Genomic DNA, 25,632 nt, shown 5'->3' on the forward strand with positions numbered 1-25,632 from the left:
TTGCACGGGAGGGGAGGACCGAGCCATGATCGCGCTTTTATTTGCGTTACTTACAGCCGTTATGGCGCTGAATTACTTTGGACGGACAAAAGCCGGAAACGTGGTTTTCTTTCTCACGCTGGCGTTGAGCGTCTATTGGCTCAAGTTTCACGCCACCAGCCAACTGACAATTCAGTTGTAGAAAGGGACGATCATGACACCTGAACTGTCCCGTACTCTGAATGCCCTGGGAATGCTGGCCGTCGGCCTTGTTCTGCTGCTGGCCTATGTCTACCAGCTCAAGCTGTACGAACTGCCCTGCCCGCTCTGCCTGTTGCAGCGAGTTGGCTTCGTTGCGGTTGGTGTTGGTCTGGGCCTGAACCTGCTTTATGGCCCGCGGCCCCAACACTATGCGATCATGCTGATTGCGGCCCTCTACGGCGGCAGCGTGTCGGTGCGGCAGATCCTTCTGCACATCGTGCCGGGAACCGGGCACTATGGCTCTCCGGTGTTGGGCCTGCACTACTATACCTGGGCTGCCATCTGCTTTTTTCTGATCCTGTTGGGCACCGCCATCATGCTGATGTTCGAGAAACAGTATGTCTCGGACACGCGCGCGGAACCACGCTTTGGCGGCAGCACATTGGCAAAGGTCGCGTTCTTCATCATGCTGGGTCTTGCGGTGCTGAACGCCGGTTCGACGCTGTTGGAATGCGGTCCGGGCATCTGCGCCGACCCGCCGACCAGCTACAAATTGATTGACGAACTGGACACCAACAACTGAGGATGGGGCAACCGTCCAGACAGGAGGCGCGACGATGGGACTACTGGGGCAGCCGCTGGGCTATTATGACTACCTGACATTCGTAGCACTGGTCCTGCTGCTGGCGGCGGTCATGGCCTTGTTTCTGTTCATCATGGGCCTGCCCGGCCGCATCGCAATCAAACGGAACCACCCCCATGCCGAAGCCGTCAAACTGATGGGATGGATGGGGTTTCTGGCGATCATCCCCTGGGTGCACGCCTTTATCTGGGCCTACCATGATGGCATGACCGTGGACATCCGCCGCTTGCCCGAGGGCGAGCGCGAAGCGATCCGCAAGGAGATCGAGCGCCTTGGCGGGCAGGTCAAGGACGAGTACCGGGCCCCTGCTGCAGACGACCCACAGAAAACCTGACGCCGAAGGAAATCCACCACTATGTTCGTCGCCCTCGGCATCACGCTTTTCTACATCATTTTTGTCTGGTTCATTTTCTTCAAAGCACAATGGCTCAAGTTCAACATTGTCTGGGGGATCGTGTCGTTCTGGGTCGGCGCCCATCTGCTGTTGATCTTCCTAGTCGCGCTCCGGTTCTTCCAACCCTTCTCGATCGACAGCCACGTAGTGCGGTCCACCATCCAGATCGTCCCGAAACTGACCCAACCGACCATCCTGACCGAGGTATTGGTCGAACCCAACACGCCCATCACCAAGGGTGATCCGCTGTACCGGTTTGATGACACGGTGTTCAAGCTGGCCGTCGAGAACGCGCAGGCCCAACTGGTGGCTGCGGAGCAGAACGCCAAAATCCTTGAACAGGACGTGATCGCCTCGACCGAGGCGGTGGAGCGCGCCAATGCCCAGCTGGCTTATGCGATGACGCAGAAGGCGCGCTATGAAAACCTGGTGCCTGCCGGGGGTGCGCGTCAGGACGAGCTGGATCGCTGGAACGAACAAGTGACCGAAGATCAGGCTGCGGTCAAACAGGCTGAGGCCAATCTAAGAAAGGCGCAACTTGCGCAGGAATCACAGATCGACGGAGTGAACACCGGTATCCTTCAGGCCAAGGCGCAGCTGGCCGAAGCACAGTATTTCCTCGACAATACAACGATCTACGCTCCTGAGAACGGTATGATCGTCTCGCAACAGGCCCGTCCCGGCCTTGTGGTCGGTGATATCCGACTTGGGGCCATCGCCAGCTTCGTGACTGAGGATTCGCCCTATATCCTGGCCACATACCGCCAGCAGAACCTGAAATTCGTCGAACCCGGTCAGCCTGTCGAGGTCGCGCTGGACCTGTACCCGGGTGAAATTCTGACCGGCAGGGTCGAGGCCATCTGGTGGGCCACCCGGCAGGGGCAATACCTGCCTTCTGGCCGCCTGCCGGGGTTCGAGCTGCCTAAAATTCCCGGGCGCATCGCGGTGCAGGTTTCAGTCGACGTCCCCGAAGGGCATACCTTCCCCGCTGGCGGGCACGCGGCCGTGGCCATCTATACCGGGCAAGGCACAAGCTTCGAGTTTCTGCGCCGCATTAACATCCGCCTCTATTCCTTCGCCAACTTCATCCGACCGTTGGATATCTGAGCATGACACACATGAACCCGGACCATCCGCGCAGGCCACGAAACCGCCGCCGCATGTTAGTTGGCACCGCGCTGAGCGCCGCGTTGCTGTTTGCATGCACCCCGGTCGGGCCGGATTTCGTGCGCCCCAACTCGCCGGTCGTGAAACAGTGGATGGAGGCCAACAGCCCCAGCGCCAGCCAGGCCAGCGGTCTGACATCACGCAGCGCCCCCGTGGTCAAATGGTGGCAGAGCTTCAATGATCCGACCCTGAACAAGCTGGTGGCCGAGGCCTATGCCCAGAACCTGACGCTTCAGGTCGCAGGCGCGCGCGTGTTGCAGGCCCGCGCGCAACTGGGCATCGCCTTCGGCGAGCTCTATCCGCAATCTCAGGCCGTGGGCGGATCATTGGAGCGGCGCCGGATCAGCGACAACCTCGGTCCCATTGCCGATATCAACCGGATCATTCCGCTGGATACCGAGTTTTCGACGTCGCAGGTGGGATTTGACGCCCAGTGGGAACTGGACGTCTGGGGCGCGCAGCGGCGCGGCGTGCAGGCGGCGCGATCGAACCTGGCGCTACAGGTCGCCAACTATGACGATGCGCTGGTGACGCTGACGGGCGATGTGGCCGCGCTGTACATCAACATCCGCGCCCTGCAGGAGTCGCTGGCCGTCGCGCGCGAGAACATCAAGCTGCAGCAGGAAGCCAATGATCTGACCCAGTTGCGGTTCAACAATGGTGTGACGACGGAATTGGATGTGCAGGAATCCACCGCCCTGCTGAACAACACCAAGGCGCTGGTGCCGACGCTGGAAAGCGATCTGCAGCAGGCCAAGAACGCGCTGGCGGTTCTGTTGGGCACGACACCGTCGCGCATGACCGGCCTTCTGGGAACGTCCGGGCGGATCCCGTCAGCAAGATCGAACGTCGCCGTCGGTGTTCCGGCCGAACTGCTGCGCCGCCGCCCCGACGTTCGCGCCGCAGAACTGGCCGCAGCCACGCAATCGGCGCAGGTGGGCATTGCCATGGCGGACCTGTATCCGCAGTTCATCCTGTCGGGCTCGATCGGCCTGCAGGCGTCGGGCGGGCGCGACCTGTTCAGCTCGAACAGTACCACGGGTCTGGCCAGCGCCGGCGTGGTCTGGAACGTTCTGAACTATGGGCGGATCAAAAACAACGTGCGCGCGCAGGACGCCGCCTATCAGGCGCTGATCGCCAACTATCAGAACACCGTGCTGACCGCCTATTCCGAGGTCGAAAGCGCCATGGTTGCCTATGCCCAGGCGCGCAAGCAGGTGACGTTCTACCAACGCAGCGTCGACGCAGCGAGCAAGGCCGCCGACATTGCCGTCAGCCAGTATCGCGACGGCATCGCAGACTATTCCCGCGTGCTGAACACGCAGACAGCGCTTCTGCGCTCGCAAGCCAACCTGATCGAGGCGCGCCAGCAGGTGTCGTCGAACCTGGTCGCGGTCTACAAGGGGCTGGGCGGGGGCTGGCAGATCCGTCAGAACCAGGAATTCCTGCCGGAAACCGTACTGGCCGAGATGTCCTATCGCACCGATTGGGGTGACCTGCTGCAGCAGGACCCTACACGGGCGAGTCTGAACTAGGCGCTATTTCGTCAGGCCCGTCAGGCCTCCAGAGATCAGGATGTTCACCTCGTAAAGGATGCGCGGCGCGGCCAGACCGCCTGGGCTGGCAAGATAGTTGGGGCTCCACTCCGGGTCGAACTTCTGCTTGAAGGCGCGCAGACCCTCGAAGTGATAGAACTGCTCGCCGTGCTCGTACACGAAGCCGCCGATCCGGTTCCAGAGCGAGGCGAGTTGCCGGTTCTCGATCCCGGAAAACGGCGCGGCCCCCAATGAGAACCAATGAAACCCTTGGCCGGCGCCCCAGTTCATCATCTCGGCGAACAGAGCGTCCATGACAAAGCTGGGGCAGTCGGGCTCGTACCGCATCAGATCCAGCGACAATTCCGACTTGTTGCCGCCCTGAAACAGGTTGGCAAAAGCCACGATCTTGCCTGTTTCGCCGTTCTTCAGAACCGCATGATCGAAATAGGACAAATACTGCTCGTCGAACCCGCCCAGGGCAAAACCCTTTTCCGCGCCCGCCTTGCCTTCCAGCCAGTGATCCGAGATCTGGCGCAGCTCGGGCAGGACTGGTGCTAGCTGTTCTTTGGGAATGATCTCGAAGACATATCCTTCACGCTCGGCCCGGTTCCGGGCCTGACGGAACCGCTTGCGGGATTTGCCGTCCAGCGTGAAGTCCTTCAGCGGAACGCGGGCGACTTCACCGATCTTGAGGATCGACAACCCGAGGTCCAGAAACGTAGGCAGGTACTTGGTGGACACGCTGTAAAAAGCGCAGAGCTTGCCTTCGGCATCGGCCATTTCGCGCAACTGCCAAATCAGTTGCTGGCCGGCGGCCTCATCACCGACAGGCTCGCCCTTGCTGATCAACGCGTTGCCGGAATCGGCATAGGCCAGAAAGGCGCTTTCATCTGGCGCGATCAGGAACTGCTTGTCGCCGGTCAGGCTGATCTGCGCCTCGGTGTCTTCGCTGGCCAGCGCCAGACGTCCGACCGCCGCAGGGATCTCGGTGCGGTGACGTGGGGGGATCGTACGTCCGAACAACGAGTTCACGGCCACCACCCCGACGATGACCGCCACCACCATGCTGGAGCGCAGGAACCGCGAGGCATCGCCATTCCATGCAAACTCCCACCACAACGCGTTTTCGTATTCGACATGGGAATAGGCGAACAACCCGATCCAGAAGATCACCGCCAGCAACGCGATCAGACTGACCAGCCAGGGAATGTTCAGTCGGAAGATGGATGCGCCGCTGACCCGGTAGAAAGCCCCCCGAAACAGGGCCAACAAACCGATGGCTGCAAGCATTCCGATGGCCTCATGCGTATCCAGCCCCTTGGCCAGCGACGCGAAGAACCCGGCCAGCATCAGGATCATGGCAACGATCCATGCCCGGTAGAGCTTGCGGTACAGCCCCCGCGCCACAAGCAGCAGCAGAACGCCAATGGCGCTTCCGGCCAGATGCGATGCCTCGACGAAGGACAGGGGCAGAAACTCGCGCAGGATCCCCAGCTTCGTCGAGCTGGCAGGCAAGGTGCCGGACACCAGAAGAACCACACCGGCCACTGCCGCGATACCGGCAGCCACCATCGGCACGATTGGCCGGACGGCCCGATAGAACCAAGTAGCCGCGCCGCTGATGTGATGCCGGTGTGCCAGCGCCGAAGCGACGGCGATCGACAGGCTTGCGATGGCAAATGGCAAAAACGTGTAGACTACCCGGTAGAGCAGCAAGGCGGCAATCACGTCCGACCGACCCGAGGCCCCCAGCCCTGCGATCAAAGTGGCTTCGAACACACCGATTCCGCCCGGCGCATGGCTGAGAATCCCAACTGCGATTGCGCAGATATAGATGGTGAAGAAATACGGATAACCGACGCCTAGATCGTCGGGCATCAGAACATAAAGAGCCATCGACGCGCCGAACAGATCCCCGATTGCGGCCAGTGTCAAAAGGCTGGCCAACTTGCCTCCGGGCAGGTCAAATCCCACTCCGCCAAAGGCCAGCCGACGCCCGCCTTTGGCCAGCCATACAAACAGAACCAGTAGACCGACCAGCAGGGCAACCCCGATGACCGTTTCAAGCGTTCCACTGATCGGCAGCGCTTGGGCGATCCCGTCCGGATGAAGCGTCATCATTCCGCCGAGGATCAGGATAAGGCCCATCCAGAAGGCCACCCATGATGTGGCGATCACGCCCGCGACCCGTCCCAGATCCAACCCCAGCGACGCATAGATCCGATAGCGGATCGCCGTGCCCGTGATGTACGAAAAACCAAGGCAATTCGACACCGCATAGCCGCTGGCACCAGCCATGGCCGCGATGCGAAGGGGGACCGTTCCCCCCGCCACGCTCTGCACGGCGAAGACGTCATAGAAGGACAGAGACAGAAAACTGAAAGCCGTCCAGAACACGGCAAGGAACATCACCCGCCAGGGTGTTCCGGCAATGTCAGATTGAACGTCCGACCATTTCACATGGCTCGACAGGTCGTGCAGCACCGTCAACGCGATCAGCGTTATCACAACAGGTATCGCCAACCTGACGATCGGCTGCTCCAACAGACCGGTCACCCGGGCAATCAGGATTTCCGCCCGCGAGTTTTCGCCTGGGTCTGCTGTGCTCATATTGATTTCCCTGCCCATGGGCTTGATCAAGCCTGCGGGAAAACTCTTGCACAAATCGTTTGGTATTCAAAGCTATGCCGCGCCGGTGAATGGCGGGCGGTTCAAAAGCGGCCTTTTCGGGTGGACAGAAGCAGATTGGTCTCGGATCTGGTGACACCTTCGATGCGGCGGATTTGGAACAGAACCTCGTCCAGTTCGGCCAGGGTCTCGGTCCCGATCTCGGCGATCAGGTCCCATCCGCCATTGGTGGAATGCACCGCCCGCACCTGCCGCATCGCAGCGATCCGGGCCATGATGCGCTCGGTCCCGCGCCCTTCGATTTCCAGCATCATCAGCCCGCGCACCGGGCTTTGCGCGACGTCCCGACGGGTCAGGACAGTAAAGCCCACAATCTCACCCGATTGCTTGAGTCGCTGCAGCCGGCTGCGCACGGTCGTTCGCGTTACACCCAACACTTCTGCAAGCTCTGACAGGGACGCGCGAGCGTCTCGGTGAAGGGCGCTGAGCAAGCGGCTGTCCAGATCGTCCATTCCATGTTTCCATTTTGGATTTTCGGATTTCATTTTGAGCATTTTGCCTCCTTCACGCAACCCGCATTGCACCGCTAAATGAACGTATGGATACCAAATCAGTCATTCTCGTTGGTGCCGGCATGGACGTCGGCAAGCGGCGACAGGGTTGCCGGATGGGACCCGACGCGTACCGGGTGGCCGGAATCGCCGAGGCTCTGTCCGACCTCGGGCACACGGTCACAGACTTTGGCGACACCCGCCCGGACTCTGTCGACATGCCGCAACATGATCACCTCTTTGCCCTACCCGAATGCGTAGGTTGGACGCGTGCTTTGAAACGGGTCGCGCAACAGGCGGCTCAACAGGGTCTGCCGATCTTCATGGGCGGGGACCACGCCCTGTCGATGGGCACGGTCTCTGGCATGGCCGCCCATGCGCAGCAGATCGGGCGCCCGTTGTTCGTGCTTTGGCTGGACGCGCACAGCGATTTCCACACGCCCAACAGCACCGGCAGTGGCAACCTGCATGGCACGCCGGTCGCCTATTTCACCGGCCAGCCCGGGTTCGACGCTTTCCCAGCTTTGGATGCTCCGATACCCACGGACCGCGTCGGCATGATCGGCCTGCGCTCGGTCGATCCGGCCGAGCGCGCCGCGCTGGAGAAAGACCGCGCCATGCTGGCCGACATGCGCAGCATCGACGAACACGGCATCAAGGCCCCGCTGATGGCCTTCCTTGACCGCGTCCGCGCCGAAAACGGCATTCTGCATGTCTCGCTGGACGTGGATTTCCTTGACCCCGCCATCGCGCCGGCCGTCGGCACCACCGTTCCCGGCGGCGCGACCGAACGCGAAGCGCATCTGGCCATGGAACTGCTGCACGAAAGCGGGCTGGTCTGCTCGCTGGACCTGGTCGAGCTGAATCCTTTCCTGGATGAGCGCGGCCGTACCGCGAAACTGATGGTCGACCTGGCCGCCTCGCTGCTTGGGCGCCGCATCTTCGACCGCATTACCCGGAGCTTCTGATGCATTCCCTTCAGGCCCCTTCGGCGGTGGTCATGATCCGGCCACACGCCTTTGCCTCGAACCCCGAGACCCGCGACGACAATGCGTTCCAGACGCTGGCCAACCGCTCGGCCGAGGCGACCTCGGCCGCCGCCCGCGACGAGCATGACCGCGCGGTCGAGCAACTGCGCAACGCCGGCGTGACCGTGCATGTGTTCGACGATTTCGGTGACAACGACACGCCCGACAGCGTGTTTCCGAACAACTGGTTCTCGACCCAACCGGGCGGACACGTGGCGATCTATCCGATGTTCGTCCCCTCGCGCCGGCGCGAACGGCGGATGGATGTGATCGAGATGCTGAAACGCGACTATCGCGTACAGGACGTGATCGACTATTCCGGGCTCGAGCAGGACAACCTTGCGCTGGAGGGCACCGGTGCGATGGTGCTCGATCACGTCGGGCGCATTGCCTATACCGTCAAATCCAACCGCGCCGACCCGGTGCTGCTGGAACGGTTCTGCACCCATTTCAACTATGAGCCCATCGCCTTCGAGGCCCGCGACGCGCAGGGCCGAGATGTCTATCACACCAATGTTCTGATGGGGATCGGCACACACTACGCCCTGATCTGTCTGGACATGATCACCGACCCCGAGCGGCGCGCGACCGTGAAGGCGCGGCTCGAGGAATCCGGCCGCACGGTGATCGACCTGACCCACGACCAGATCGCAGAATTTTCCGGAAACGCCATCGAACTGACGGGCCGCGACGGGCTGGTTCTGGCGCTGTCCAGCCGGGCTTTGGCCTCGCTGCGCCCTGATCAGATCGACATCATCCAGGACAGCGCGACGCCCCTGCCGCTGTCCGTTCCCACCATCGAAACCGCCGGCGGGTCGGTGCGCTGCATGATCGCAGGCATCCACCTGTCACGCCGCTAGGAGAGACCCCATGCAACCTTCCGACAAGGCGCTTGTTCCCTTCGTATCCGTCGACAACATGATGCGGCTGATCCACCACATCGGTGTCGAAAGAATGATCACCGAGATCGCCGCCCAGATCGAGGACGACTTCAAACGGTGGGAGAGCTTCGACAAGACCCCACGCATCCCGGCCCACTCCCCGCATGGTGTGATCGAACTGATGCCGACCTCGGACGGTGAGGCCTATGGGTTCAAATATGTGAACGGCCACCCCAAGAACACGTCCGAAGGCCTGCAGACCGTCACCGCATTCGGCCTGCTTGCGGACGTGTACACCGGGTATCCGACCCTGTTGACCGAGATGACGATGCTGACAGCGCTGCGCACCGCGGCAACCTCGGCGCTGGTCGGTAAATACCTGGCTCCCAAGAACGCCACCACCATGGCAATGATCGGCAATGGCGCACAGTCCGAGTTCCAGTGCCTGGCCTTCAAGGCCATGTGCGGGATCACTACCGTTCGCCTTTATGACATCGATCCCGACGCCACCGCGAAATGCGCGGCCAACCTGCAAGGGACCGGATTGAAGGTGGTTTCGTGCCGCTCGGCCGAAGAGGCGATCGAGGGCGCGCAGATCATCACCACCTGCACCGCCGACAAGAAATATGCCACCATCCTGACCGACAACATGGTCGGCCCGGGCGTGCACATCAACGCGATCGGAGGCGACTGCCCCGGAAAGACCGAATTGCATCGCGACATTCTTCTGCGGTCCGACATTTTCGTGGAATACCCCGAGCAGACCCGGATCGAAGGTGAAATTCAAGCTCTGGACCCCGACCACCCGGTCACCGAGATGTGGCAGGTCATCACCGGTCAGGCCGAAGGTCGGCGTGACGAGCGGCAGATCACTCTGTTTGACAGCGTCGGTTTCGCGATCGAGGACTTCTCAGCCCTGCGCTACGTCAAGCGCGCGATCGAGGGAACCGAGTTCTTCGAGCCACTGGACATGCTGGCGGACCCGGACGATCCGCGCGACCTGTTTGGCATGCTCATGCGGGCCAAGTGAGCCGTATCGCCCAGTTTTGCGGTTAGGCCGGATGGGGGCGCTGCCCCCGCTCAGTCTTTGCGACACTGAGGTATTGGGTCCACTTAGGCACCGAGATTTCGTGCCGCCCGAATTTTCTATGCGCGCGGCAGAGCCATGCATCAAAGCCCGTGCCTGGATTGCCCAAAACCTCAGCCGGCAAGCGATGGCAGATACAGAACGATCGCCGGAAACGCGACCAGCAGCGCAATCGTCACCGCATCAGCGACGAAGAACGGGGCCACGCCCTTGAACACATCCTGAACACTCAGGTCCGGGCGCACGCCAGCGACCACGAAGCAGTTCAGGCCGATTGGCGGCGTGATCAGACAGAACTCGGCCATCTTGACCACCAGAATACCAAACCAGATCGCGCACATGGGGCCCGACATGCCGAATGTGCTGTCGGCCGCGCTTACCGCCTCGCCCCCGTTCAGGGCCATGACCGCAGGATAGACCACCGGCAGAGTCAGCAGCAGCATCCCGATTGCATCCATGAACATGCCAAGCACGGCATAGGCCAACAGGATACAGATCAGGATCAGCATGGGTGACATATGGAGGGAGGTGATCCAATCCGAGAACGCCCCAGGCAGGTCGGCGAAACCCAGAAAGCGCACGTAGATCAAGACACCCCAGATGATCGAGAAGATCATCGCCGTCAGTTTGGCGGTTTCCAGCAACGCCGACTTCAGCTCGGTCCAGCGCATGCCGTGAAACAGCGCAAAGCAGAATACGATGAATGCACCGATTGCGCCGCCCTCGGTCGGCGTTCCCCACGCCTTGTCACCGAATGGGTTGTAGACAAAACAGATGATGATCAGGATTACCGCGAAGATCGGTAGCGCACCGGGCAACGCGGCAAAGCGCTGTTTCCAGGTAAAGCCCCGCACCGGCGGACCCACGTTTTTGAAGAAAACCGCGATACCGATGATCAGCAATCCGTAGATCACCGCTGAAAACGCACCTGGGATGAACCCGGCGAGCAGCAGTTTACCCACGTCCTGCTCAACGATGATCGCATAGATCACAAGGATCGCGGAAGGTGGGATCAGCGACGCCAAAGTACCGCCTGCGGCCACGACGCCTGCGGCAAACCTTTTGTTGTAGCCGACGTCCAGCATCTCGGGGATGGCAATGCGGGCAAAGACGGCCGACGTCGCCACCGACGCGCCTGACACGGCTGCAAAGCCAGCCGTCGCGAAAACCGTGGACACTGCCAAACCGCCCGGCACCCAGGCGACCCAGCGCTTGGCCGCGTCGAACAAAGCCCGGGTCAAACCCGCGTAATAGGCCAAGTATCCGATCAGGATGAAAGTTGGGATCAGGCTGAGCGTGTGCGAGGCCACTTTGGAATGCGGCACCTGCCCCGCCGTCTTGACGGCAACGGTCAAAGCCTTGCCAAACCGATCCGGGTCATATCCGAACTTGGCCCAGAATATCCAGACCAGCCCCACCAACCCTGCGAGGCCTGCGGCAAACGCAACGCGCATGCCCGCGACGACAAGAACCAGCAGGCCGCCCGTGACCCACAGGCCGATTTCAATCGTGTCCATTTGTCAGTCCTGCCTCTCAAACTGCTCGGCTTCGGCCGCGGCCTGCGCGGCGGCGTCCTGGATCAGCGGCACCGCAACCGGAGTTTCCAGCCCCAACAGGAACGCCCGACCATACCCCCAGATCTGGAGACACAACCGCAGACACAAAACGGAGAAGGCAACTGGCGCCAACAGCTTGGCGGGCCAGATCGGAATACCGATGTCGATCGAGCTGTCGCGGCTCCACATCGGTGCGCCGAAATCAAACGATCGATCGAAATGGGACCAGCTGCCCCAGACCAACGCCAACATCAGGATCAGGATCAAAACGACCGAAATCAGCTCGAACAACCACATTGCGCGCCCGTGCAGACGTGCAATCACGATGTCCATGCGGATGTGCCCGCCGTCCCGCTGAACGTAGGAAATGCCAAGAAACGCGATCAGAGGCATGGCCTGCTCGATCCAGTCGACATAGCCCGGCAATGGCGCGTTGATCGCGTTGCGTCCGCTGACGGACACAACAGCCAACACCATCAAACCGAAAACGGCGATGCCACTGAGAAGGGCCAGAAATCGTTCAAGTCGCAGCAATTGCCGGTCGAGACGGCTCAGGAGGCTGCCGTCCTCCAATACCGTGGCGTGTCCTGCCATCCGGTTGTCCCCTGTTCCAGATGATTCCGGGGGCGTTTCAGCCCCCGGCTGTTTTTTATCAGTTGCCGCCGCGCTGCTGCTTCAGCGTTGCCTGCACCAGGTCATAAAGATCCTGCGCCGGCAGGCCTTGGGCGGACATGTCGGCAATCCACTGGTCGCGGATCGGGTCGGCCGCCTTGGCACGGAACTCGTCCAGAACCGAGTCATCGATCATGACTTTCTGAACGCCCTTTTCTTCGAGTACACCATCCCACTTTTTCAGCAGCTCACCGTAGTTGGTCAGGTAGTGGTCAATCGCTTCGTCGATCGAGCTGTCCAGCGCCTCACGGTGCTCGGGCGGCAGCGCCTCATAGGCGTCGATGTTCACGACCACCGGGCAATTCACCGTGCCGGGGTTCAGGTTCGCGGTCCACCAGTCGGCCTCATTGATGGTGCCGAACGACAGGTGCGCGTGCTGAGCAAAAGCGACGGTGTCCACGACACCGGACTGCATCGCATTATAGGCTTCGGTCGCCGGAACCGATGTCGGAACGGCACCAACGGCCTCGAACGCTTGGCCAAGACCCCCGGTCGCACGAACGCGCATACCTTCAAACTCGGCCAGTTCGTCACGCGGCTCGCCTGTCCCGACCAGATTGTATTGCGGCATCGGCGAGGTCATGAGGATACGAGCGTTCCATTGAGCCATCTCTTCCTTGACCGCAGGGTGATCGTAGACCACGTGGCTGACGGCCACTTCCTCATCCAGTGTGTTCACGCCCAGAAACGGCAGTTCCAGAACGGTGATCGCGCGGTTCTTGTCGCGATGGTAACCAGCGCAGAACTGGGCCATCTCAAAGGCGCCGATTTCGATGCCGTCGAGGTTTTCCTTGGGCTTGGAAAGGCCGCCATAGCTGACGTTGATGGTGAACGCGCCATCGGTTTTCTCGCTGACCAGTTCGGCCAGTTTCTCAACATGTTCGGTGAAGGCGCGGCGCTTGCCCCAGACCGAGGCATTCCACTCGGTCGCAGCCGCCTCGGTGACAAAAGCAACGCCAAGGGCGGCGATGGCCGCTCCGCTCAACATCTTGTTCATAATGATCTCTCCCATTGGTGCACCCCCTCCCGGGGCGCTTGCGAGTCAAGCTAGCGCCAACATCGACACGTGCCAAGCCCCGCTGCCCGAATGGTACACCCGCGCAAGCGGTGATTTCTGCACGGCCCAGAAAGCCAGGCCGACACGTTCGACCCACAGGAGAAAAGACGTCGCCCTGGACCGTTAACAGTTCTTGGGTCTTTAAATTATTGTTTTTTATCATGTTATCGCAAGCTCAACTCTGTCTAATTTACAAAATTCCCCCTGAAACGGAAAGTTGTTTACAAACAAATCCAAGTATTACGGCAATTTATTTCTTTCTTTTCTCGAAGGCGTATTATCCCGACCGGGGAGGAAACGGATCGACAATGCCAATCAATTGGGCAAACTCGGTCCACCTGAAGTCCAGTCAGAGGGAGGAGCCTCAGAATGACCACCGCTGCCCAGGCAGAAGCCAAGGTATTTCCGCCATCCGCAGAAACCGTCGCCCGCGCTCATGTCGATGCCGAAAAATACACCCAGATGTACGAGGCATCTGTCAACGACCCCGTGAAATTCTGGGGTGAGCATGGCAAGCGGATCGACTGGATCAAGCCTTACACTCAGGTCAAGGACGTCAACTACGATTTCGGCTCGGTCAAGATCAATTGGTATGCCGACGGCACGCTGAACGTCTCGGCCAACTGTCTGGACCGTCACCTGAAGACCCGCGGCGATCAGACCGCGATCATCTGGGAACCGGACGATCCGAACGACGAAGCCCAGCACATCACCTATGCCGAGCTGCACCGCCGCACCTGCCGTATGGCGAACATTCTGGAATCGATGGGCGTGCGCAAAGGCGACCGGGTCGTTATCTATCTGCCGATGATCCCCGAGGCCGCCTATGCCATGCTCGCCTGTGCCCGCATCGGCGCGATCCACTCGATCGTGTTTGCCGGCTTCTCGCCCGACGCGTTGGCCGCTCGGGTCAACGGTTGTGACGCCAAGGTCATCATCACCGCCGACGAGGCCCCGCGCGGCGGCCGCAAGACTCCGCTGAAATCGAACGCCGACGCCGCCCTGCTGCACTGCAAGGACACGGTAAAGTGTCTGGTGGTCAAGCGCACCGGTGGCCAGACGACCTGGATCGACGGGCGCGACTTCGACTACAACGAAATGGCGCTGGAGGCCGACGATTATTGTGCGCCGGCCGAGATGAACGCCGAAGATCCGCTGTTCATCCTTTACACCTCGGGCTCGACCGGACAGCCGAAAGGCGTGGTGCACACCACCGGCGGCTACCTGGTTTATGCCGCGATGACCCACGAAATCACCTTCGACTATCATGACGGCGACATCTACTGGTGTACGGCGGACGTGGGCTGGGTCACCGGCCACAGCTATATCGTCTATGGCCCGCTGGCCAATGGCGCGACCACACTGATGTTCGAAGGCGTGCCGACCTATCCCGACGCCTCGCGGTTCTGGCAGGTTTGCGAGAAGCACAAGGTCAACCAGTTCTACACCGCCCCCACCGCGATCCGCGCGCTCATGGGTCAGGGCAACGAGTTCGTAGAAAAATGCGACCTGAGTTCCCTGAAAACGCTCGGCACGGTGGGCGAACCCATCAACCCCGAGGCCTGGAACTGGTACAATGAGGTGGTCGGCAAGGGGAAATGCCCGATCGTCGACACCTGGTGGCAGACAGAGACCGGCGGCCACATGATGACCCCCCTGCCCGCCGCGCATGCGACCAAGCCCGGTTCGGCGATGAAACCCTTCTTTGGCGTTCAACCCGTCGTGCTGGATCCGCAGTCGGGCGTCGAGATCACCGGCAACGGGGTCGAAGGCGTGCTGTGCATCAAGGACAGCTGGCCGGGCCAGATGCGCACCGTATGGGGCGACCATGAGCGGTTCGAGAAGACCTATTTCTCAGACTACAAGGGGTATTACTTCACCGGTGACGGCTGCCGCCGCGACGAAGATGGCGATTACTGGATCACCGGCCGCGTCGATGACGTCATCAACGTGTCTGGCCACCGCATGGGTACCGCCGAAGTCGAAAGCGCACTGGTGGCTCACGCCGCCGTCGCCGAAGCGGCCGTCGTTGGTTATCCCCATGAAATCAAGGGCCAAGGCATCTATTGCTACGTCACCCTGATGAATGACCGAGAGCCCTCGGATGAATTGCTGAAAGAGCTGCGCACATGGGTCCGGACAGAAATCGGACCGATCGCCAGCCCTGACGTGATCCAATGGGCTCCGGGCCTGCCCAAGACCCGTTCGGGCAAGATCATGCGCCGCATTCTGCGCAAGATCGCCGAGAACGACTTCGGCTCGCTGGGCGATACCTCGACCCTGGCCGACCCGTCCGTCGTCGAAGATCTGATCGCCAACCGGGCCAACAAGTGAGGGCGTGATGCAGGCTGAAACAATCACAAAGCCCGCTGTCCTGATCCTTCTCGGCCCTCCGGGCGCCGGGAAGGGCACACAGGCGCGAATGCTGGAACAGAAATTCGGCCTTGTGCAACTCAGCACGGGCGACCTGCTGCGCGCCGCGGTTGCTGCCGGAACCGAGGCCGGAAAGGCCGCGAAAGCAGTGATGGAAGCCGGCGACCTGGTCAGCGACGACATCGTCATCGCAATCCTGCGCGATCGCATTGCCGAGCCCGATTGCGCGCGCGGTGTCATCCTGGACGGGTTTCCCCGTACCACGGTTCAGGCCGAAGCGTTGGACAAGCTGCTGGCCGAAAACGGGCAGAAGGTGAATGCGGCCATCAGCCTCGAGGTCGAGGACGCCGAGATGGTCACCCGGATCGCCGGACGCTACACCTGCGCAATGTGCGGTGAAGGCTACCACGATCAGTACAAGCAGCCGAAGGTGGACGGTGTTTGTGACAAGTGCGGCAGCACGGAATTCAGCCGCCGCGCCGATGACAATGCCGAAACCGTGGCGTCCCGGCTGGAGGCCTATCACGAACAAACCGCGCCTTTGATCGACTACTACAAGGATCGCGGCGTACTCAGAAAACTGGATGCCATGGGGCAGATCGATCAGATCGCCCGTGGCCTGGAAAGCATCGTGGGCGACGCGATGCGGTAAGGGGAAGAGGACTCCCCAAAAGCGGGCACTGACCCCGACACGAGTTTCTTCAACGGAACCGCTCTGGCGGACCGGAGAAGCTTTGCCTGGCGCCATCGCGGCGCTCGGCGCAATCGAATGGCGGCCCTACGCCGGAGGACAAATGCACCGGGCTGCCCTGGAGGAACCAAGGAGGAAACCGCAATGGCGGATAATTCAACAAACTCCGCGCAGACTGCCGAGTCCGACAAGGGCTATTGGCAGGCAAACCTGCGTCTCATCTACATCAGCCTCATCATCTGGGCGCTGGTGTCTTTCGGGTTCGGCATTCTGCTGCGCCCGTTGCTGTCGGGTATCGCCGTCGGCGGCACCGACCTGGGCTTCTGGTTCGCGCAACAGGGATCGATCCTGGTCTTTCTGGCGCTGATCTTCTTCTACGCCTGGCGCATGAACAAACTGGATGCCGAATACGGCGTCGAAGAAGAATAAGGGAGCCAGGGGACAATGGATCAGTTTACCATCAACCTGCTGTTTGTGGGCGCGTCCTTTGCGCTCTACATCGGCATCGCGATCTGGGCCCGCGCGGGATCCACATCGGAATTCTACGCCGCCGGGCGCGGCATTCACCCGGTCACCAACGGCATGGCCACGGCAGCAGACTGGATGTCGGCGGCCTCGTTCATCTCGATGGCGGGCCTGATTGCCTTTACCGGCTATGACAACAGCTCGTTCCTAATGGGCTGGACCGGCGGCTACGTGCTGCTGGCGCTTCTGCTTGCTCCCTATTTGCGCAAGTTCGGCAAGTTCACCGTGTCCGAGTTCATCGGCGATCGCTTCTACAGCCAGACCGCGCGCGTCGTGGCGGTGATCTGTCTGATCGTAGCCTCGGTCACCTACGTGATCGGCCAAATGACCGGCGTGGGCGTGGCCTTTGGCCGCTTTCTGGAAGTGTCGAACACCACCGGTCTGTTGATTGGCGCGGGCGTCGTGTTTGCCTATGCCGTGTTCGGCGGCATGAAGGGCGTGACCTACACCCAGGTCGCTCAGTACTGCGTTCTGATCACCGCCTACACCATTCCGGCGATCTTCATCTCGCTGCAGCTGACCGGCAACCCGATCCCGGCCCTGGGCCTGTTCGGCGACACCGCCGGTGGCGAGCCGCTGCTGACCAAGCTGGACGCCATCGTGGCCGAGCTGGGCTTTGCGGAATACACCGCTCATCATTCGAACACGCTGAACATGGTTCTGTTCACCCTGTCGCTGATGATCGGCACCGCCGGCCTGCCGCACGTCATCATGCGCTTCTTCACCGTTCCCAAAGTGTCGGACGCCCGCTGGTCGGCCGGTTGGGCGCTTGTGTTCATTGCGCTGCTGTACCTGACCGCCCCCGCGGTTGGCGCCATGGCTCGTCTGAACATCACCGACATGATGTGGCCGAACGGCGGCATCGAAGGCGGCGCTGTATCGCTGGAGCAGATCGACAACGATGCCCGTTATGACTGGATGGCCACCTGGCAGAAAACCGGCCTGCTGGACTGGGAAGACAAGAACGGCGACGGCAAGATCCAGTACTACAACGACAAGAACGCCGACATGCAGGCGCTTGCCGAAGAAAAGGGCTGGGTCGGCAACGAGTTGACCAAGTTCAACCGCGACATCCTGGTTCTGGCCAACCCCGAAATCGCCAACCTGCCGGGTTGGGTGATCGGTCTGGTCGCGGCCGGTGGTCTTGCGGCTGCTCTGTCGACCGCTGCGGGCCTGCTGCTGGCGATTTCGTCGGCGGTGTCGCACGACCTGATCAAGGGCTCGATCAACCCGGGCATCTCGGAAAAGGGCGAGCTTCTGGCGGCGCGGATCGCAATGGCCGTGGCCATCGTGGTTGCCACTTATCTGGGCCTCAACCCTCCGGGCTTTGCGGCGCAAACCGTCGCGTTGGCCTTCGGTCTGGCGGCGGCCTCGATCTTCCCGGCGCTGATGATGGGGATCTTCTCGACCCGCATCAACAACACCGGTGCGGTCGCGGGCATGCTGGCTGGTCTGACCGTCACCCTGGTCTACATCTTCCTGCACAAGGGCTGGCTGTTCATTCCGGGCACCAACTCGTTCACCGATGCAGACCCGCTGCTAGGTCCGATCAAATCGACCTCGTTCGGTGCGATCGGCGCCATGGTCAACTTCGGCGTCGCCTATGTGGTGGCCGGCATGACCAAGGAAACCCCGCAGGAAATCAAGGATCTGGTCGAAAGCGTGCGCATTCCCCGTGGTGCGGGCGCGGCTCAGGATCACTGAGCCGGATGCGGTCCGCGATGATGCATCACGGGCCGCTTCCCTCGGCCAACTTTTCCCGCCCGGCTAAACCCCGGGCGGGGCTTTTCATTCAAGCGGACGGGCGACCCCATGGCGCTTTCACCTGATCAGATCACCCGGTTTCTGAAATCCGTACACCCCTATGACGCGCTGCCGGTCGAGGAACTGGCCGACATCGCAGCCCGGATCGAAGCGCGCGCAATCCCAAAGGGCACCGTCATCTATCACCGCGGCGCGCAGTTGCCCGGCCTGCTCATCATCTACGAAGGCCAGGTCGAGATCACCGACGAAAACGGCGCGGTCGTATCCCATCTGGGCCTGCGCAACTCGTTTGGCGAGCGTGGTCTGATGCGCGATGGGCGGGCGGTGACCACGGCAACGGCTGACGCGCCCTCGGTTCTGCTGATCATCCCCACCGACCTGTTTTCCGATCTGCTCCAGCGTCACGTCGTCGTCGCCAAATTCTTCAACCGGGCCCGCCCCGCGCGACCTGAACAGCAATCACTGGCCACCACCCGTGTCGAGACTCTGATGGCGCGCAAGCCGGCCACCTGCACCCCGGACACGACCGTTCAGGAAGCCGCGCGCCTGATGCGCGACCGGGGCATTTCGTCGGTCTGCATCACCCAGCGCGGCGCGTTGCGCGGCATTGCCACGGTTCGGGACCTGTCGGGCAAGGTCGTGGCGGGCGCCCTGCCCCCGACGACCCCGGTGTCACAGATCATGACCCCGGACCCGCTGACCCTGTCGCCCGGCGACATCGGCTCGGACGTGCTGCACGCGATGCTGGAACGCGGTATCGGCCATATCCCCATCACCGAGGGTGGGCGTCTGGTCGGAATGGTCACCCAGACCGACCTGACCCGGTTCCAGGCCGTCAGCTCGGCCGAGCTGGTCGGCCGCATCGCGCAGGCCGGGTCGGCGACCGAGATGGCCGCGGTCACGGCCGAGATCCCGAACCTGCTGGTGCAACTGGTGGCGGCGGGCAACCGGCACGAAATCGTCACCCGCCTGATCACCGACATCGCTGACGCCGCGACGCGCCGGCTGCTGGCGCTGGCCGAGCAGAAACTCGGCCCGGCGCCCGTCCCCTATCTTTGGCTGGCCTGCGGCTCGCAGGGGCGGCAGGAGCAGACGGGCGTGTCCGATCAGGACAATTGCCTGATGCTGGATGACAGCGTCACCGATGCCGACCTGCCCTATTTCGAGGCGCTGGCCAAATTCGTGTCCGACGGGCTGGATACCTGCGGGTATTTCTATTGCCCCGGCGACATGATGGCGACCAATCCGCGCTGGCGGCAGCCGGTCCGGGTCTGGCGCGACTATTTCAACGGCTGGATCGCCAAGCCCAACCCCGAGGCGCAGATGCTGGCCTCGGTCATGTTCGACTTGCGCCCCATCGGCGGCCGGTTCGAGCTGTTTTCCGACCTGCAGGCCGAAACCCTGCGCGCGGCGCGGGCCAACTCGATCTTCGTGGCGCACATGATTTCGAATTCTCTGAAGCACACGCCGCCGCTGGGCCTGCTGCGCGGGATCGCCACGATCCGCTCGGGCGAGCATCGCAACACGCTGGATCTCAAACACAACGGCGTGGTCCCGGTGGTCGATCTGGGCCGCGTCTACAGCCTGCAGGGTGAATTGACCGAGGTGAACACCCGCGCGCGCCTCAAGGCCGCCGAGGCCGCCGGGGTGCTCAGCCCGTCTGGCGCGCGGGACCTGATGGATGCCTATGACCTGATCGCGGAAACCCGGTTGAACCATCAGGTCAAACAGATCAGGAATGGCGACAAGCCAGACAACTATCTTGCGCCGTCTGAATTGTCGGACTTTGAGCGAAGTCATCTTCGGGACGCGTTTGTCGTGGTAAAGACGATGCAATCCGCGGTCGGGCACGGCAAGGGAATGCTGGGGTAAGGCTCCGGCCAATAAGAACGGAGGAGGAAGATGTTTCTTGAGCTGATCGGCACGATCTTTGCTGGTTTTGCCATCGCGGGCCTCGTGATGGGGCTGAACCGGCTGACCGGTGGCCGCCTGCCGAAATGGTCGGCTCCGGTTGCGGCCGGTTTGGGCATGATCGCGGTCACGATCATCAGCGAGTATTCCTGGTACGACCGCACCCGGGATGCCCTGCCCGAGGGCCTGACCGTCGTGCAAGAGGTCGAAAGCCGCGCGCTCTATCGCCCCTGGACCTATGCCGTTCCCTATGTCGACCGGTTCGCGGCCGTCGATACGGCTTCGTTGCGGACCAATGCGCAGGTGCCGGATCAGCGCCTGATCGACCTGTACTTCTTTGGCCGCTGGGCGCCGGTATCCAAGATGCCGATCGCTGTGAACTGCGCCGAGCACAGCCGGGCAAGTCTGGCCGATGGGGCCGAGTTCTCGGATGATGGGCGTCTGGTCGGTGCCGATTGGGTGCCGGTTGGCCAGGATGATCCGGTGGTCTCAGCCACTTGTGAGGCCTGACCATGCTGACCCGCCTGAGCCTGCGCCTGAGAATTTTTCTGTTCTTCTGCTTGCTTGCCGCGGGAGGCATCGCCATCACCCTGATCGCCCTTTGGCTTGGCCTGCGCCGGGCCGATCCCGCGGACATGACCAGCGCCTTCGTGTTCAGCGGCCTGCTGATCTCGTTTGGCTTGCTTGGGCTGGTTGTCGGTGTCTGGTTGCTGTTCGACGACAACGTGGCCAAACCGATCGAACGCCTGTCGGCGCAGCTGCGCGCACGTGCACATGCGGGGGTGGATACCGATCTCGACCTGCAGGCGGCACGCTATTTGGGTGATCTGGCCCCCGCCGCCGCCAGCCTGGCCGAACGGCTTGCCAGCACCGCCTTGTCGACCGCTGAGGCCGTTGCCGCCGAAACCGCGCATCTCGCGTCAGAGAAGGAACGTCTGACCGCGCTTCTGTCCGAGATCCCGGTCGCGATGCTGCTGGCGGGGCCAAACCACCAGATCGTTCTGTACGACGCGCAGGCCGCCGAGGTTCTGGCGCAGATCGCCCATCCCCGCTTGAACGCCTCGCTGTTCGACTATCTCGAACGCAAACCTCTGCTGGACGCTTATGAGAAGCTGGGGAAAACCGGCATGGATGTCTATTGCACCCTCGCCAGCGTGGACGGGCGCCAAACCTACACGGCACGCATGAAACCGCTGGGCGATGCGCCGGGCTATATGCTGATCTTCGAAGACAGCGTCGCCCGCATTCCGCCAGAGGCCGCGCGCCCTCTGGTCTATGATTTCGATCTTCTGGACACCCCAGGCGACGAGGCGTTCGAAAACCGCCCGCTATCGCAACTGTGCTTTGTGGTCTTCGACACCGAAACCACCGGTTTGCTGCCGCACAAGGACGAGATCGTGCAGATCGGTGCCGTCCGTGTCGTCAAGGGGCGCATCGTCGAGGGCGAGCGGCTGGACACGCTGGTCAATCCGGGCATTCCGATCCCACCCGCTTCGACCAAGGTTCACAAGGTCAGTGACCGTATGGTGCAGGACGCGCCCGATATCGCGCAAGCCGGGCGCATGTTCCACCACTTCGCCCGTGATGCCGTGATCGTGGCGCATAACGCACCATTCGACATGGCGTTTCTGCGCCGTCATGCCAAGCGCATGGAAGTGACGTGGGATCACCCCATCCTGGACACGGTTCTGCTGTCGGCGGTCCTTTTCGGAGCCAGCGAAACCCATACGCTCGACGCTTTGTGCGAAAGACTGGGCGTGGAAATTCCCGAGACGCTCCGCCATACGGCCTTGGGGGATGCGGTTGCGACGGCTGAAGCATTGGTGCGCATGCTGCCGATGCTGGCTGCGCGCGGTATGCAGACATTCGGCGACGTGATCGCAGAAACCCGCAAGCACGGTCGGCTGCTGGAAGACCTGAACTGAATCAGCCTATTGATCGCGATACAGCTTTTCGTGGACAATTCTGCTGCGGCATGGCACCCCGTGCCCGGCCACCAAACGAGCGCGCGATGACCGAAAGAACATTCAAACCCGGACTCGATCAAAGCATGGCCTTCCGCGAGGCTCTCGGGTGCTTTGGCACTGGTGTGACGGTCGTCACGACCAGCACCCCGGACGGTCCCTCAGCCATCACCGTCAACTCGTTTGCATCAGTGTCGCTGGATCCACCATTGGTCCTGTGGTGTCTGGCAAAAGAGTCGAACCGTTACGGGGCCTTTCAAGCAGCGCAACATTACTCGATCCATGTCGTGGCCGAGGATCAGCAGGATCTGGCCCTTCGTTTTGCCCGCAATGGCCTCGATTTCTCGCATGCAGACTGGTCCCCGGATCACAAAGGTCGGCCGCAGCTGAGCCAGTGTCTGGCCCGATTTGACTGCACATTGTCTGCCCGCCACGAGGCCGGGGATCATCTGATTCTCGTGGGAGAGGTCGAACAGGTCATGTACCGCACCGGCAAAGGCTTGATCTTCAAGCGCGGACAGTTCGGCGGTTTTGCCGACCTTTTGTAATTACTCGTCCAATGACCCGTGCACGGCAAAGGCCTCCAACTCGGCCTCTTGCGGCGTGATCACGCGAAACGCCTCGTGAACGCCGGACTCGGTCAGGCTGCGGGCAACGGTCAGCAGGGTGTTGGGGGCATGATCGTCACACATCTCGGACATATGGGCCAGCTCGGCCCGGGCCACGTCCAGCGCCGCCTCGACCGAGGGCGCGCCGTATAGGCGCACGAAATGCTCAGCCAGGTTGGTGGCCAGCCGCTCCATCTCGGCCGGCTCGATCTGCGTCACCGCCACGAAGGTCACGCGCCCGAAGGTCTCGAGCCCCAGCCACCCATTGGCAAAGGCTTGACGCGCCTTGCCGGCCAGGTCTGCCTCGCCCCAGTTCGAAAACTCGAACCCGCCCGAGATACACCACTCGCCCGTTCGGGCGGGCGAGTGGAAGACGTTCAGGTCGCTTTCGTCGAAATGAATGGCACGGGCCAGGTTCAATGGGCGTCCTCCAACAGACGGGTCAAGGGAACAAGCTGCGTATCCGCACCGTTCCGCAACAGCATGCCGAACCGCTCATCGGCCCCGAGAAACACGCCGCGATCACCATAGGGCTCTCCGACGCCCTGCAGCAAGCCCATCCATTCCCCGTGCAACGGCGCGTTGCCATCCTCGGACCAGCGGTTCAGCCAGGTCAGCATGTGACGCGACCAGCTTTCGACCAGCTGCACCGGGGACACTTCCGCGCAGCCTTCGTCATACAGGGCCGTCACATCGGGCGACTTGCCGGGCTCGTCCCCGGTTTGCAGCAAGGCCAGTTCCCAGCCGACGACCAGCCAGTCGGGATAGGTTTCCGGATCCGAGGTCGACGCGGCCACACGAAACCGGCCACAGCGGGCCCCGTTGACAAAAATCGGCCCGTCCCACCCCAGATGAACCGCCACCTCGGGCGGAGCCAGCGCGCCCAGCGCGTTCTGGAACCCGACGGCGCACAGCGGCAGCATGGCCATGGCGTCCTGCAAGGGCACCTCGGGCGCATAGACGATGGCCGCGCGCAGGCGATCCGCCTGGATGTTGTAGACGACGCTGCCCGCATCGCAGCCCAGCGCCGCCATTGCCTGTGCATGGTCAAAAGGGTCTTCCCCACCCTGCACCGGGTGCCCGGACAGCAATGGGGGAAAGACCGGCTGCGTCATGCCTTGCCCGCGGCGATCAGGTCGCGGGCGATCTTGCGGAAGGCCTCGGCCTGCGGGCTGTCGGGTTTGCTAACCACGATCGGTGACCCGCCATCGGCGGCCACGCGGATATCCAGATGCAGAGGGATTTCCCCTAGCAACGGCACACCCAGTTCGGCGGCTTCGGCGGCGACGCCTCCATGACCGAACACATGTTCCTCGTGCCCGCAGTTCGAGCAGATATGCGTGGACATGTTCTCGATCATGCCGACGATCGGTGTTTTCAACTGGCGGAACATGTCGATGCCCTTGCGCGCGTCGATCAGGGCCACGTCCTGCGGGGTCGAGACGACGATGGCCCCGTCCACCTTGAACTTCTGGCTCAGCGTCAGCTGCACGTCACCGGTGCCGGGCGGCAGGTCGACGATCAGAACGTCCAGCGCGCCCCACTGCACCTGGCTCATCATCTGCTGCAGCGCGCCCATCAGCATCGGGCCACGCCAGACCACCGCCTGACCTTCGTTGGTCATCAACCCCATCGACATCATGGTGACGCCGTGGTTGCGCAGCGGCAGGATGGTTTTGCCATCGGGGCTCGCCGGCCGTCCGGACACGCCCAGCATGCGCGGCTGCGAAGGTCCGTACACATCGGCATCCAGCAGACCGACACGCCGCCCTTCGGCCGCCAGCGCACAGGCCAGGTTGGCCGAAACGGTCGACTTTCCGACCCCGCCCTTGCCCGAGGCCACGGCGATGATCCGGTCAACCCCGGGCACCGCCTGCGGCCCGGTCTGCGAGGGCTTGGGCTTGGGTTTCAAATCCGGCGGCGCCTTGTCGGAATGCGCGGTCAGCAGGGCCGAGACCTTGGCCACCCCGTCGACCATCTGCGCCGCCTTTTCGGCCGTGGCGCGCACCGGTTCCATCTTCTCGGCATTCTTGGGGTCGATCTCGAGAACGAAGCGCACGGTGTCGCCCTCGACATTCAGCGCGCGGACCACGCCCGCGCTGACGATGTCCTGTCCCGAAACCGGGTCGGTGATCTTCTTCAGGTTCGCCAGAACCGCGTCGCGGATGCTCATGCGTCGCCGTCCTTGATCTGGCCGGTCACCACGTGTTCGACATCCAGACCGTCGATCGTCAGGACCATCTTGGCCTCAAAGCTTTTGCCCGCCGGATCGCCCGCCTTGCGCAGCGCGTCTTCGATGGCCTGCTGGCTGGTCACGCCAACCTGTTTGAGGAATTTGCGCATCGACATGTTGTAATCGCCGCTCATCGCCGTGTGTCTCCGTCTTGTTCGTTCATTTGACGCATTCGCCCTGT

Annotated in this window: 25 protein-coding genes; 16 read left to right on the plus strand and 9 right to left on the minus strand. The window is 62.0% G+C overall.

Annotated elements, in window-relative coordinates; genetic code table 11:
- Positions 1-25 precede the first annotated feature (25 nt).
- From ACR0BA_RS04735 to ACR0BA_RS04755, 5 genes are read left to right on the plus strand one after another with little or no spacing between them, the layout of a single operon-like run.
- Positions 26-181, plus strand: coding sequence for a DUF5993 family protein (locus ACR0BA_RS04735; protein WP_170339565.1), 156 nt, complete (start codon positions 26-28; stop codon positions 179-181).
- 12 nt (positions 182-193) lie between these two features.
- Positions 194-763: a disulfide bond formation protein B gene (locus tag ACR0BA_RS04740; RefSeq protein ID WP_480726685.1), complete on the plus strand. Its 570-nt coding sequence runs from the start codon at positions 194-196 to the stop codon at positions 761-763.
- Between the two features lie 34 nt (positions 764-797).
- Positions 798-1,157 (plus strand): DUF3302 domain-containing protein, encoded by a 360-nt coding sequence (locus tag ACR0BA_RS04745; protein WP_480726686.1) that lies wholly within the window; start codon positions 798-800, stop codon positions 1,155-1,157.
- Positions 1,158-1,178: 21 nt separating this feature from the next.
- The gene (locus ACR0BA_RS04750; protein WP_170357580.1) at positions 1,179-2,324 is read left to right on the plus strand and encodes an HlyD family secretion protein; all 1,146 of its coding nucleotides are present in this window, start codon (positions 1,179-1,181) and stop codon (positions 2,322-2,324) included.
- A 2-nt stretch (positions 2,325-2,326) separates the two neighbouring features.
- Entirely contained in the window at positions 2,327-3,919 is a 1,593-nt protein-coding gene (locus ACR0BA_RS04755; RefSeq protein WP_480726689.1) for an efflux transporter outer membrane subunit, read from the plus strand.
- 3 nt (positions 3,920-3,922) lie between these two features.
- Here the strand turns inward: ACR0BA_RS04755 and mprF are convergent, their stop codons facing one another.
- Positions 3,923-6,532, minus strand: coding sequence for a bifunctional lysylphosphatidylglycerol flippase/synthetase MprF (gene mprF, locus ACR0BA_RS04760; RefSeq protein WP_480726690.1), 2,610 nt, complete (start codon positions 6,530-6,532; stop codon positions 3,923-3,925).
- A 101-nt stretch (positions 6,533-6,633) separates the two neighbouring features.
- The gene (locus tag ACR0BA_RS04765; protein WP_093961837.1) at positions 6,634-7,062 is read right to left on the minus strand and encodes an Lrp/AsnC family transcriptional regulator; all 429 of its coding nucleotides are present in this window, start codon (positions 7,060-7,062) and stop codon (positions 6,634-6,636) included.
- Between the two features lie 86 nt (positions 7,063-7,148).
- Here ACR0BA_RS04765 and rocF point away from each other — a divergent pair, with 86 nt between their 5' ends.
- Genes rocF through ACR0BA_RS04780 form a run of 3 tightly spaced genes read left to right on the plus strand, consistent with a single transcriptional unit; the run spans position 7,149 to position 10,040 of the window.
- Positions 7,149-8,069, plus strand: coding sequence for an arginase (gene rocF, locus ACR0BA_RS04770; protein ID WP_480726692.1), 921 nt, complete (start codon positions 7,149-7,151; stop codon positions 8,067-8,069).
- Positions 8,069-8,989 (plus strand): citrulline utilization hydrolase CtlX, encoded by a 921-nt coding sequence (gene ctlX, locus ACR0BA_RS04775; RefSeq protein ID WP_480726694.1) that lies wholly within the window; start codon positions 8,069-8,071, stop codon positions 8,987-8,989. Before rocF ends, ctlX begins: the two co-directional genes overlap by 1 nt.
- 10 nt (positions 8,990-8,999) lie before the next feature.
- Positions 9,000-10,040 carry an ornithine cyclodeaminase gene (locus ACR0BA_RS04780; RefSeq protein WP_260065778.1) on the plus strand — a complete coding sequence of 347 codons (1,041 nt, stop codon included), beginning with the start codon at positions 9,000-9,002 and terminating at the stop codon, positions 10,038-10,040.
- A 170-nt stretch (positions 10,041-10,210) separates the two neighbouring features.
- On the opposite strand, the gene ACR0BA_RS04785 is transcribed toward ACR0BA_RS04780, so the two are convergent.
- Genes ACR0BA_RS04785 through ACR0BA_RS04795 form a run of 3 tightly spaced genes read right to left on the minus strand, consistent with a single transcriptional unit; the run spans position 10,211 to position 13,322 of the window.
- Complete coding sequence (locus ACR0BA_RS04785; protein WP_480726696.1) at positions 10,211-11,614, minus strand: TRAP transporter large permease; 1,404 nt, start codon at positions 11,612-11,614, stop codon at positions 10,211-10,213.
- 3 nt (positions 11,615-11,617) lie between these two features.
- The gene (locus tag ACR0BA_RS04790) at positions 11,618-12,247 is read right to left on the minus strand and encodes a TRAP transporter small permease subunit (RefSeq protein ID WP_480726698.1); all 630 of its coding nucleotides are present in this window, start codon (positions 12,245-12,247) and stop codon (positions 11,618-11,620) included.
- 58 nt (positions 12,248-12,305) lie between these two features.
- A complete protein-coding gene (locus ACR0BA_RS04795) occupies positions 12,306-13,322 on the minus strand; it encodes a C4-dicarboxylate TRAP transporter substrate-binding protein (RefSeq protein ID WP_480727462.1) in 1,017 nt (338 codons plus the stop codon).
- Positions 13,323-13,751: 429 nt separating this feature from the next.
- Between ACR0BA_RS04795 and acs the strand changes: the two genes are divergently transcribed.
- The 8 genes from acs to ACR0BA_RS04835 all read left to right on the plus strand — a co-directional run bounded on the left by acs (position 13,752) and on the right by ACR0BA_RS04835 (position 23,158).
- On the plus strand, positions 13,752-15,716 hold the full coding sequence (acs, locus tag ACR0BA_RS04800) for an acetate--CoA ligase (RefSeq protein WP_480726700.1): 1,965 nt from the start codon (positions 13,752-13,754) through the stop codon (positions 15,714-15,716).
- Between the two features lie 7 nt (positions 15,717-15,723).
- Positions 15,724-16,407, plus strand: coding sequence for an adenylate kinase (locus tag ACR0BA_RS04805; RefSeq protein ID WP_170339585.1), 684 nt, complete (start codon positions 15,724-15,726; stop codon positions 16,405-16,407).
- Between the two features lie 183 nt (positions 16,408-16,590).
- Positions 16,591-16,875, plus strand: coding sequence for a DUF4212 domain-containing protein (locus ACR0BA_RS04810; protein WP_093962930.1), 285 nt, complete (start codon positions 16,591-16,593; stop codon positions 16,873-16,875).
- A gap of 15 nt (positions 16,876-16,890) precedes the next feature.
- Positions 16,891-18,675 (plus strand): sodium:solute symporter family protein, encoded by a 1,785-nt coding sequence (locus ACR0BA_RS04815; RefSeq protein ID WP_480726701.1) that lies wholly within the window; start codon positions 16,891-16,893, stop codon positions 18,673-18,675.
- Positions 18,676-18,783: 108 nt separating this feature from the next.
- Positions 18,784-20,607, plus strand: coding sequence for a DUF294 nucleotidyltransferase-like domain-containing protein (locus ACR0BA_RS04820; RefSeq protein WP_480726703.1), 1,824 nt, complete (start codon positions 18,784-18,786; stop codon positions 20,605-20,607).
- A gap of 30 nt (positions 20,608-20,637) precedes the next feature.
- Positions 20,638-21,156, plus strand: coding sequence for a hypothetical protein (locus tag ACR0BA_RS04825; protein ID WP_480726704.1), 519 nt, complete (start codon positions 20,638-20,640; stop codon positions 21,154-21,156).
- Positions 21,157-21,158: 2 nt separating this feature from the next.
- Positions 21,159-22,571 carry a 3'-5' exonuclease gene (locus ACR0BA_RS04830; RefSeq protein WP_170339592.1) on the plus strand — a complete coding sequence of 471 codons (1,413 nt, stop codon included), beginning with the start codon at positions 21,159-21,161 and terminating at the stop codon, positions 22,569-22,571.
- 86 nt (positions 22,572-22,657) lie between these two features.
- Positions 22,658-23,158, plus strand: a complete 501-nt coding sequence (locus tag ACR0BA_RS04835; RefSeq protein ID WP_480726706.1) for a flavin reductase family protein — start codon at positions 22,658-22,660, stop codon at positions 23,156-23,158.
- On the opposite strand, the gene ACR0BA_RS04840 is transcribed toward ACR0BA_RS04835, so the two are convergent.
- Genes ACR0BA_RS04840 through ACR0BA_RS04855 form a run of 4 tightly spaced genes read right to left on the minus strand, consistent with a single transcriptional unit; the run spans position 23,159 to position 25,585 of the window.
- Positions 23,159-23,638: a DUF6505 family protein gene (locus ACR0BA_RS04840; protein ID WP_170437244.1), complete on the minus strand. Its 480-nt coding sequence runs from the start codon at positions 23,636-23,638 to the stop codon at positions 23,159-23,161.
- A complete protein-coding gene (locus ACR0BA_RS04845; RefSeq protein WP_480726708.1) occupies positions 23,635-24,333 on the minus strand; it encodes a biotin/lipoate--protein ligase family protein in 699 nt (232 codons plus the stop codon). The genes ACR0BA_RS04840 and ACR0BA_RS04845 overlap by 4 nt, the downstream gene beginning before the upstream one ends.
- Positions 24,330-25,391, minus strand: coding sequence for an Mrp/NBP35 family ATP-binding protein (locus tag ACR0BA_RS04850; protein WP_480726710.1), 1,062 nt, complete (start codon positions 25,389-25,391; stop codon positions 24,330-24,332). The genes ACR0BA_RS04845 and ACR0BA_RS04850 overlap by 4 nt, the downstream gene beginning before the upstream one ends.
- Complete coding sequence (locus ACR0BA_RS04855; RefSeq protein ID WP_005983748.1) at positions 25,388-25,585, minus strand: DUF6494 family protein; 198 nt, start codon at positions 25,583-25,585, stop codon at positions 25,388-25,390. The genes ACR0BA_RS04850 and ACR0BA_RS04855 overlap by 4 nt, the downstream gene beginning before the upstream one ends.
- Positions 25,586-25,632: the final 47 nt, after the last annotated feature.

This window comes from Ruegeria sp. CI5 (assembly GCF_056536885.1).

Excerpts from the sequence above, each read along its gene's own strand:
- ACR0BA_RS04735 (WP_170339565.1), top strand. The coding sequence starts at position 26 with ATGATCGCGCTTTTATTTGCGTTACTTACAGCCGTTATGGCGCTGAAT.
- ACR0BA_RS04740 (WP_480726685.1), top strand. The coding sequence starts at position 194 with ATGACACCTGAACTGTCCCGTACTCTGAATGCCCTGGGAATGCTGGCC.
- ACR0BA_RS04745 (WP_480726686.1), top strand. The coding sequence starts at position 798 with ATGGGACTACTGGGGCAGCCGCTGGGCTATTATGACTACCTGACATTC.
- ACR0BA_RS04750 (WP_170357580.1), top strand. The coding sequence starts at position 1,179 with ATGTTCGTCGCCCTCGGCATCACGCTTTTCTACATCATTTTTGTCTGG.
- ACR0BA_RS04755 (WP_480726689.1), top strand. The coding sequence starts at position 2,327 with ATGACACACATGAACCCGGACCATCCGCGCAGGCCACGAAACCGCCGC.
- mprF (WP_480726690.1), bottom strand. The coding sequence starts at position 6,532 with ATGAGCACAGCAGACCCAGGCGAAAACTCGCGGGCGGAAATCCTGATT.
- ACR0BA_RS04765 (WP_093961837.1), bottom strand. The coding sequence starts at position 7,062 with ATGGACGATCTGGACAGCCGCTTGCTCAGCGCCCTTCACCGAGACGCT.
- rocF (WP_480726692.1), top strand. The coding sequence starts at position 7,149 with ATGGATACCAAATCAGTCATTCTCGTTGGTGCCGGCATGGACGTCGGC.
- ctlX (WP_480726694.1), top strand. The coding sequence starts at position 8,069 with ATGCATTCCCTTCAGGCCCCTTCGGCGGTGGTCATGATCCGGCCACAC.
- ACR0BA_RS04780 (WP_260065778.1), top strand. The coding sequence starts at position 9,000 with ATGCAACCTTCCGACAAGGCGCTTGTTCCCTTCGTATCCGTCGACAAC.
- ACR0BA_RS04785 (WP_480726696.1), bottom strand. The coding sequence starts at position 11,614 with ATGGACACGATTGAAATCGGCCTGTGGGTCACGGGCGGCCTGCTGGTT.
- ACR0BA_RS04790 (WP_480726698.1), bottom strand. The coding sequence starts at position 12,247 with ATGGCAGGACACGCCACGGTATTGGAGGACGGCAGCCTCCTGAGCCGT.
- ACR0BA_RS04795 (WP_480727462.1), bottom strand. The coding sequence starts at position 13,322 with ATGAACAAGATGTTGAGCGGAGCGGCCATCGCCGCCCTTGGCGTTGCT.
- acs (WP_480726700.1), top strand. The coding sequence starts at position 13,752 with ATGACCACCGCTGCCCAGGCAGAAGCCAAGGTATTTCCGCCATCCGCA.
- ACR0BA_RS04805 (WP_170339585.1), top strand. The coding sequence starts at position 15,724 with ATGCAGGCTGAAACAATCACAAAGCCCGCTGTCCTGATCCTTCTCGGC.
- ACR0BA_RS04810 (WP_093962930.1), top strand. The coding sequence starts at position 16,591 with ATGGCGGATAATTCAACAAACTCCGCGCAGACTGCCGAGTCCGACAAG.
- ACR0BA_RS04815 (WP_480726701.1), top strand. The coding sequence starts at position 16,891 with ATGGATCAGTTTACCATCAACCTGCTGTTTGTGGGCGCGTCCTTTGCG.
- ACR0BA_RS04820 (WP_480726703.1), top strand. The coding sequence starts at position 18,784 with ATGGCGCTTTCACCTGATCAGATCACCCGGTTTCTGAAATCCGTACAC.
- ACR0BA_RS04825 (WP_480726704.1), top strand. The coding sequence starts at position 20,638 with ATGTTTCTTGAGCTGATCGGCACGATCTTTGCTGGTTTTGCCATCGCG.
- ACR0BA_RS04830 (WP_170339592.1), top strand. The coding sequence starts at position 21,159 with ATGCTGACCCGCCTGAGCCTGCGCCTGAGAATTTTTCTGTTCTTCTGC.
- ACR0BA_RS04835 (WP_480726706.1), top strand. The coding sequence starts at position 22,658 with ATGACCGAAAGAACATTCAAACCCGGACTCGATCAAAGCATGGCCTTC.
- ACR0BA_RS04845 (WP_480726708.1), bottom strand. The coding sequence starts at position 24,333 with ATGACGCAGCCGGTCTTTCCCCCATTGCTGTCCGGGCACCCGGTGCAG.
- ACR0BA_RS04850 (WP_480726710.1), bottom strand. The coding sequence starts at position 25,391 with ATGAGCATCCGCGACGCGGTTCTGGCGAACCTGAAGAAGATCACCGAC.
- ACR0BA_RS04855 (WP_005983748.1), bottom strand. The coding sequence starts at position 25,585 with ATGAGCGGCGATTACAACATGTCGATGCGCAAATTCCTCAAACAGGTT.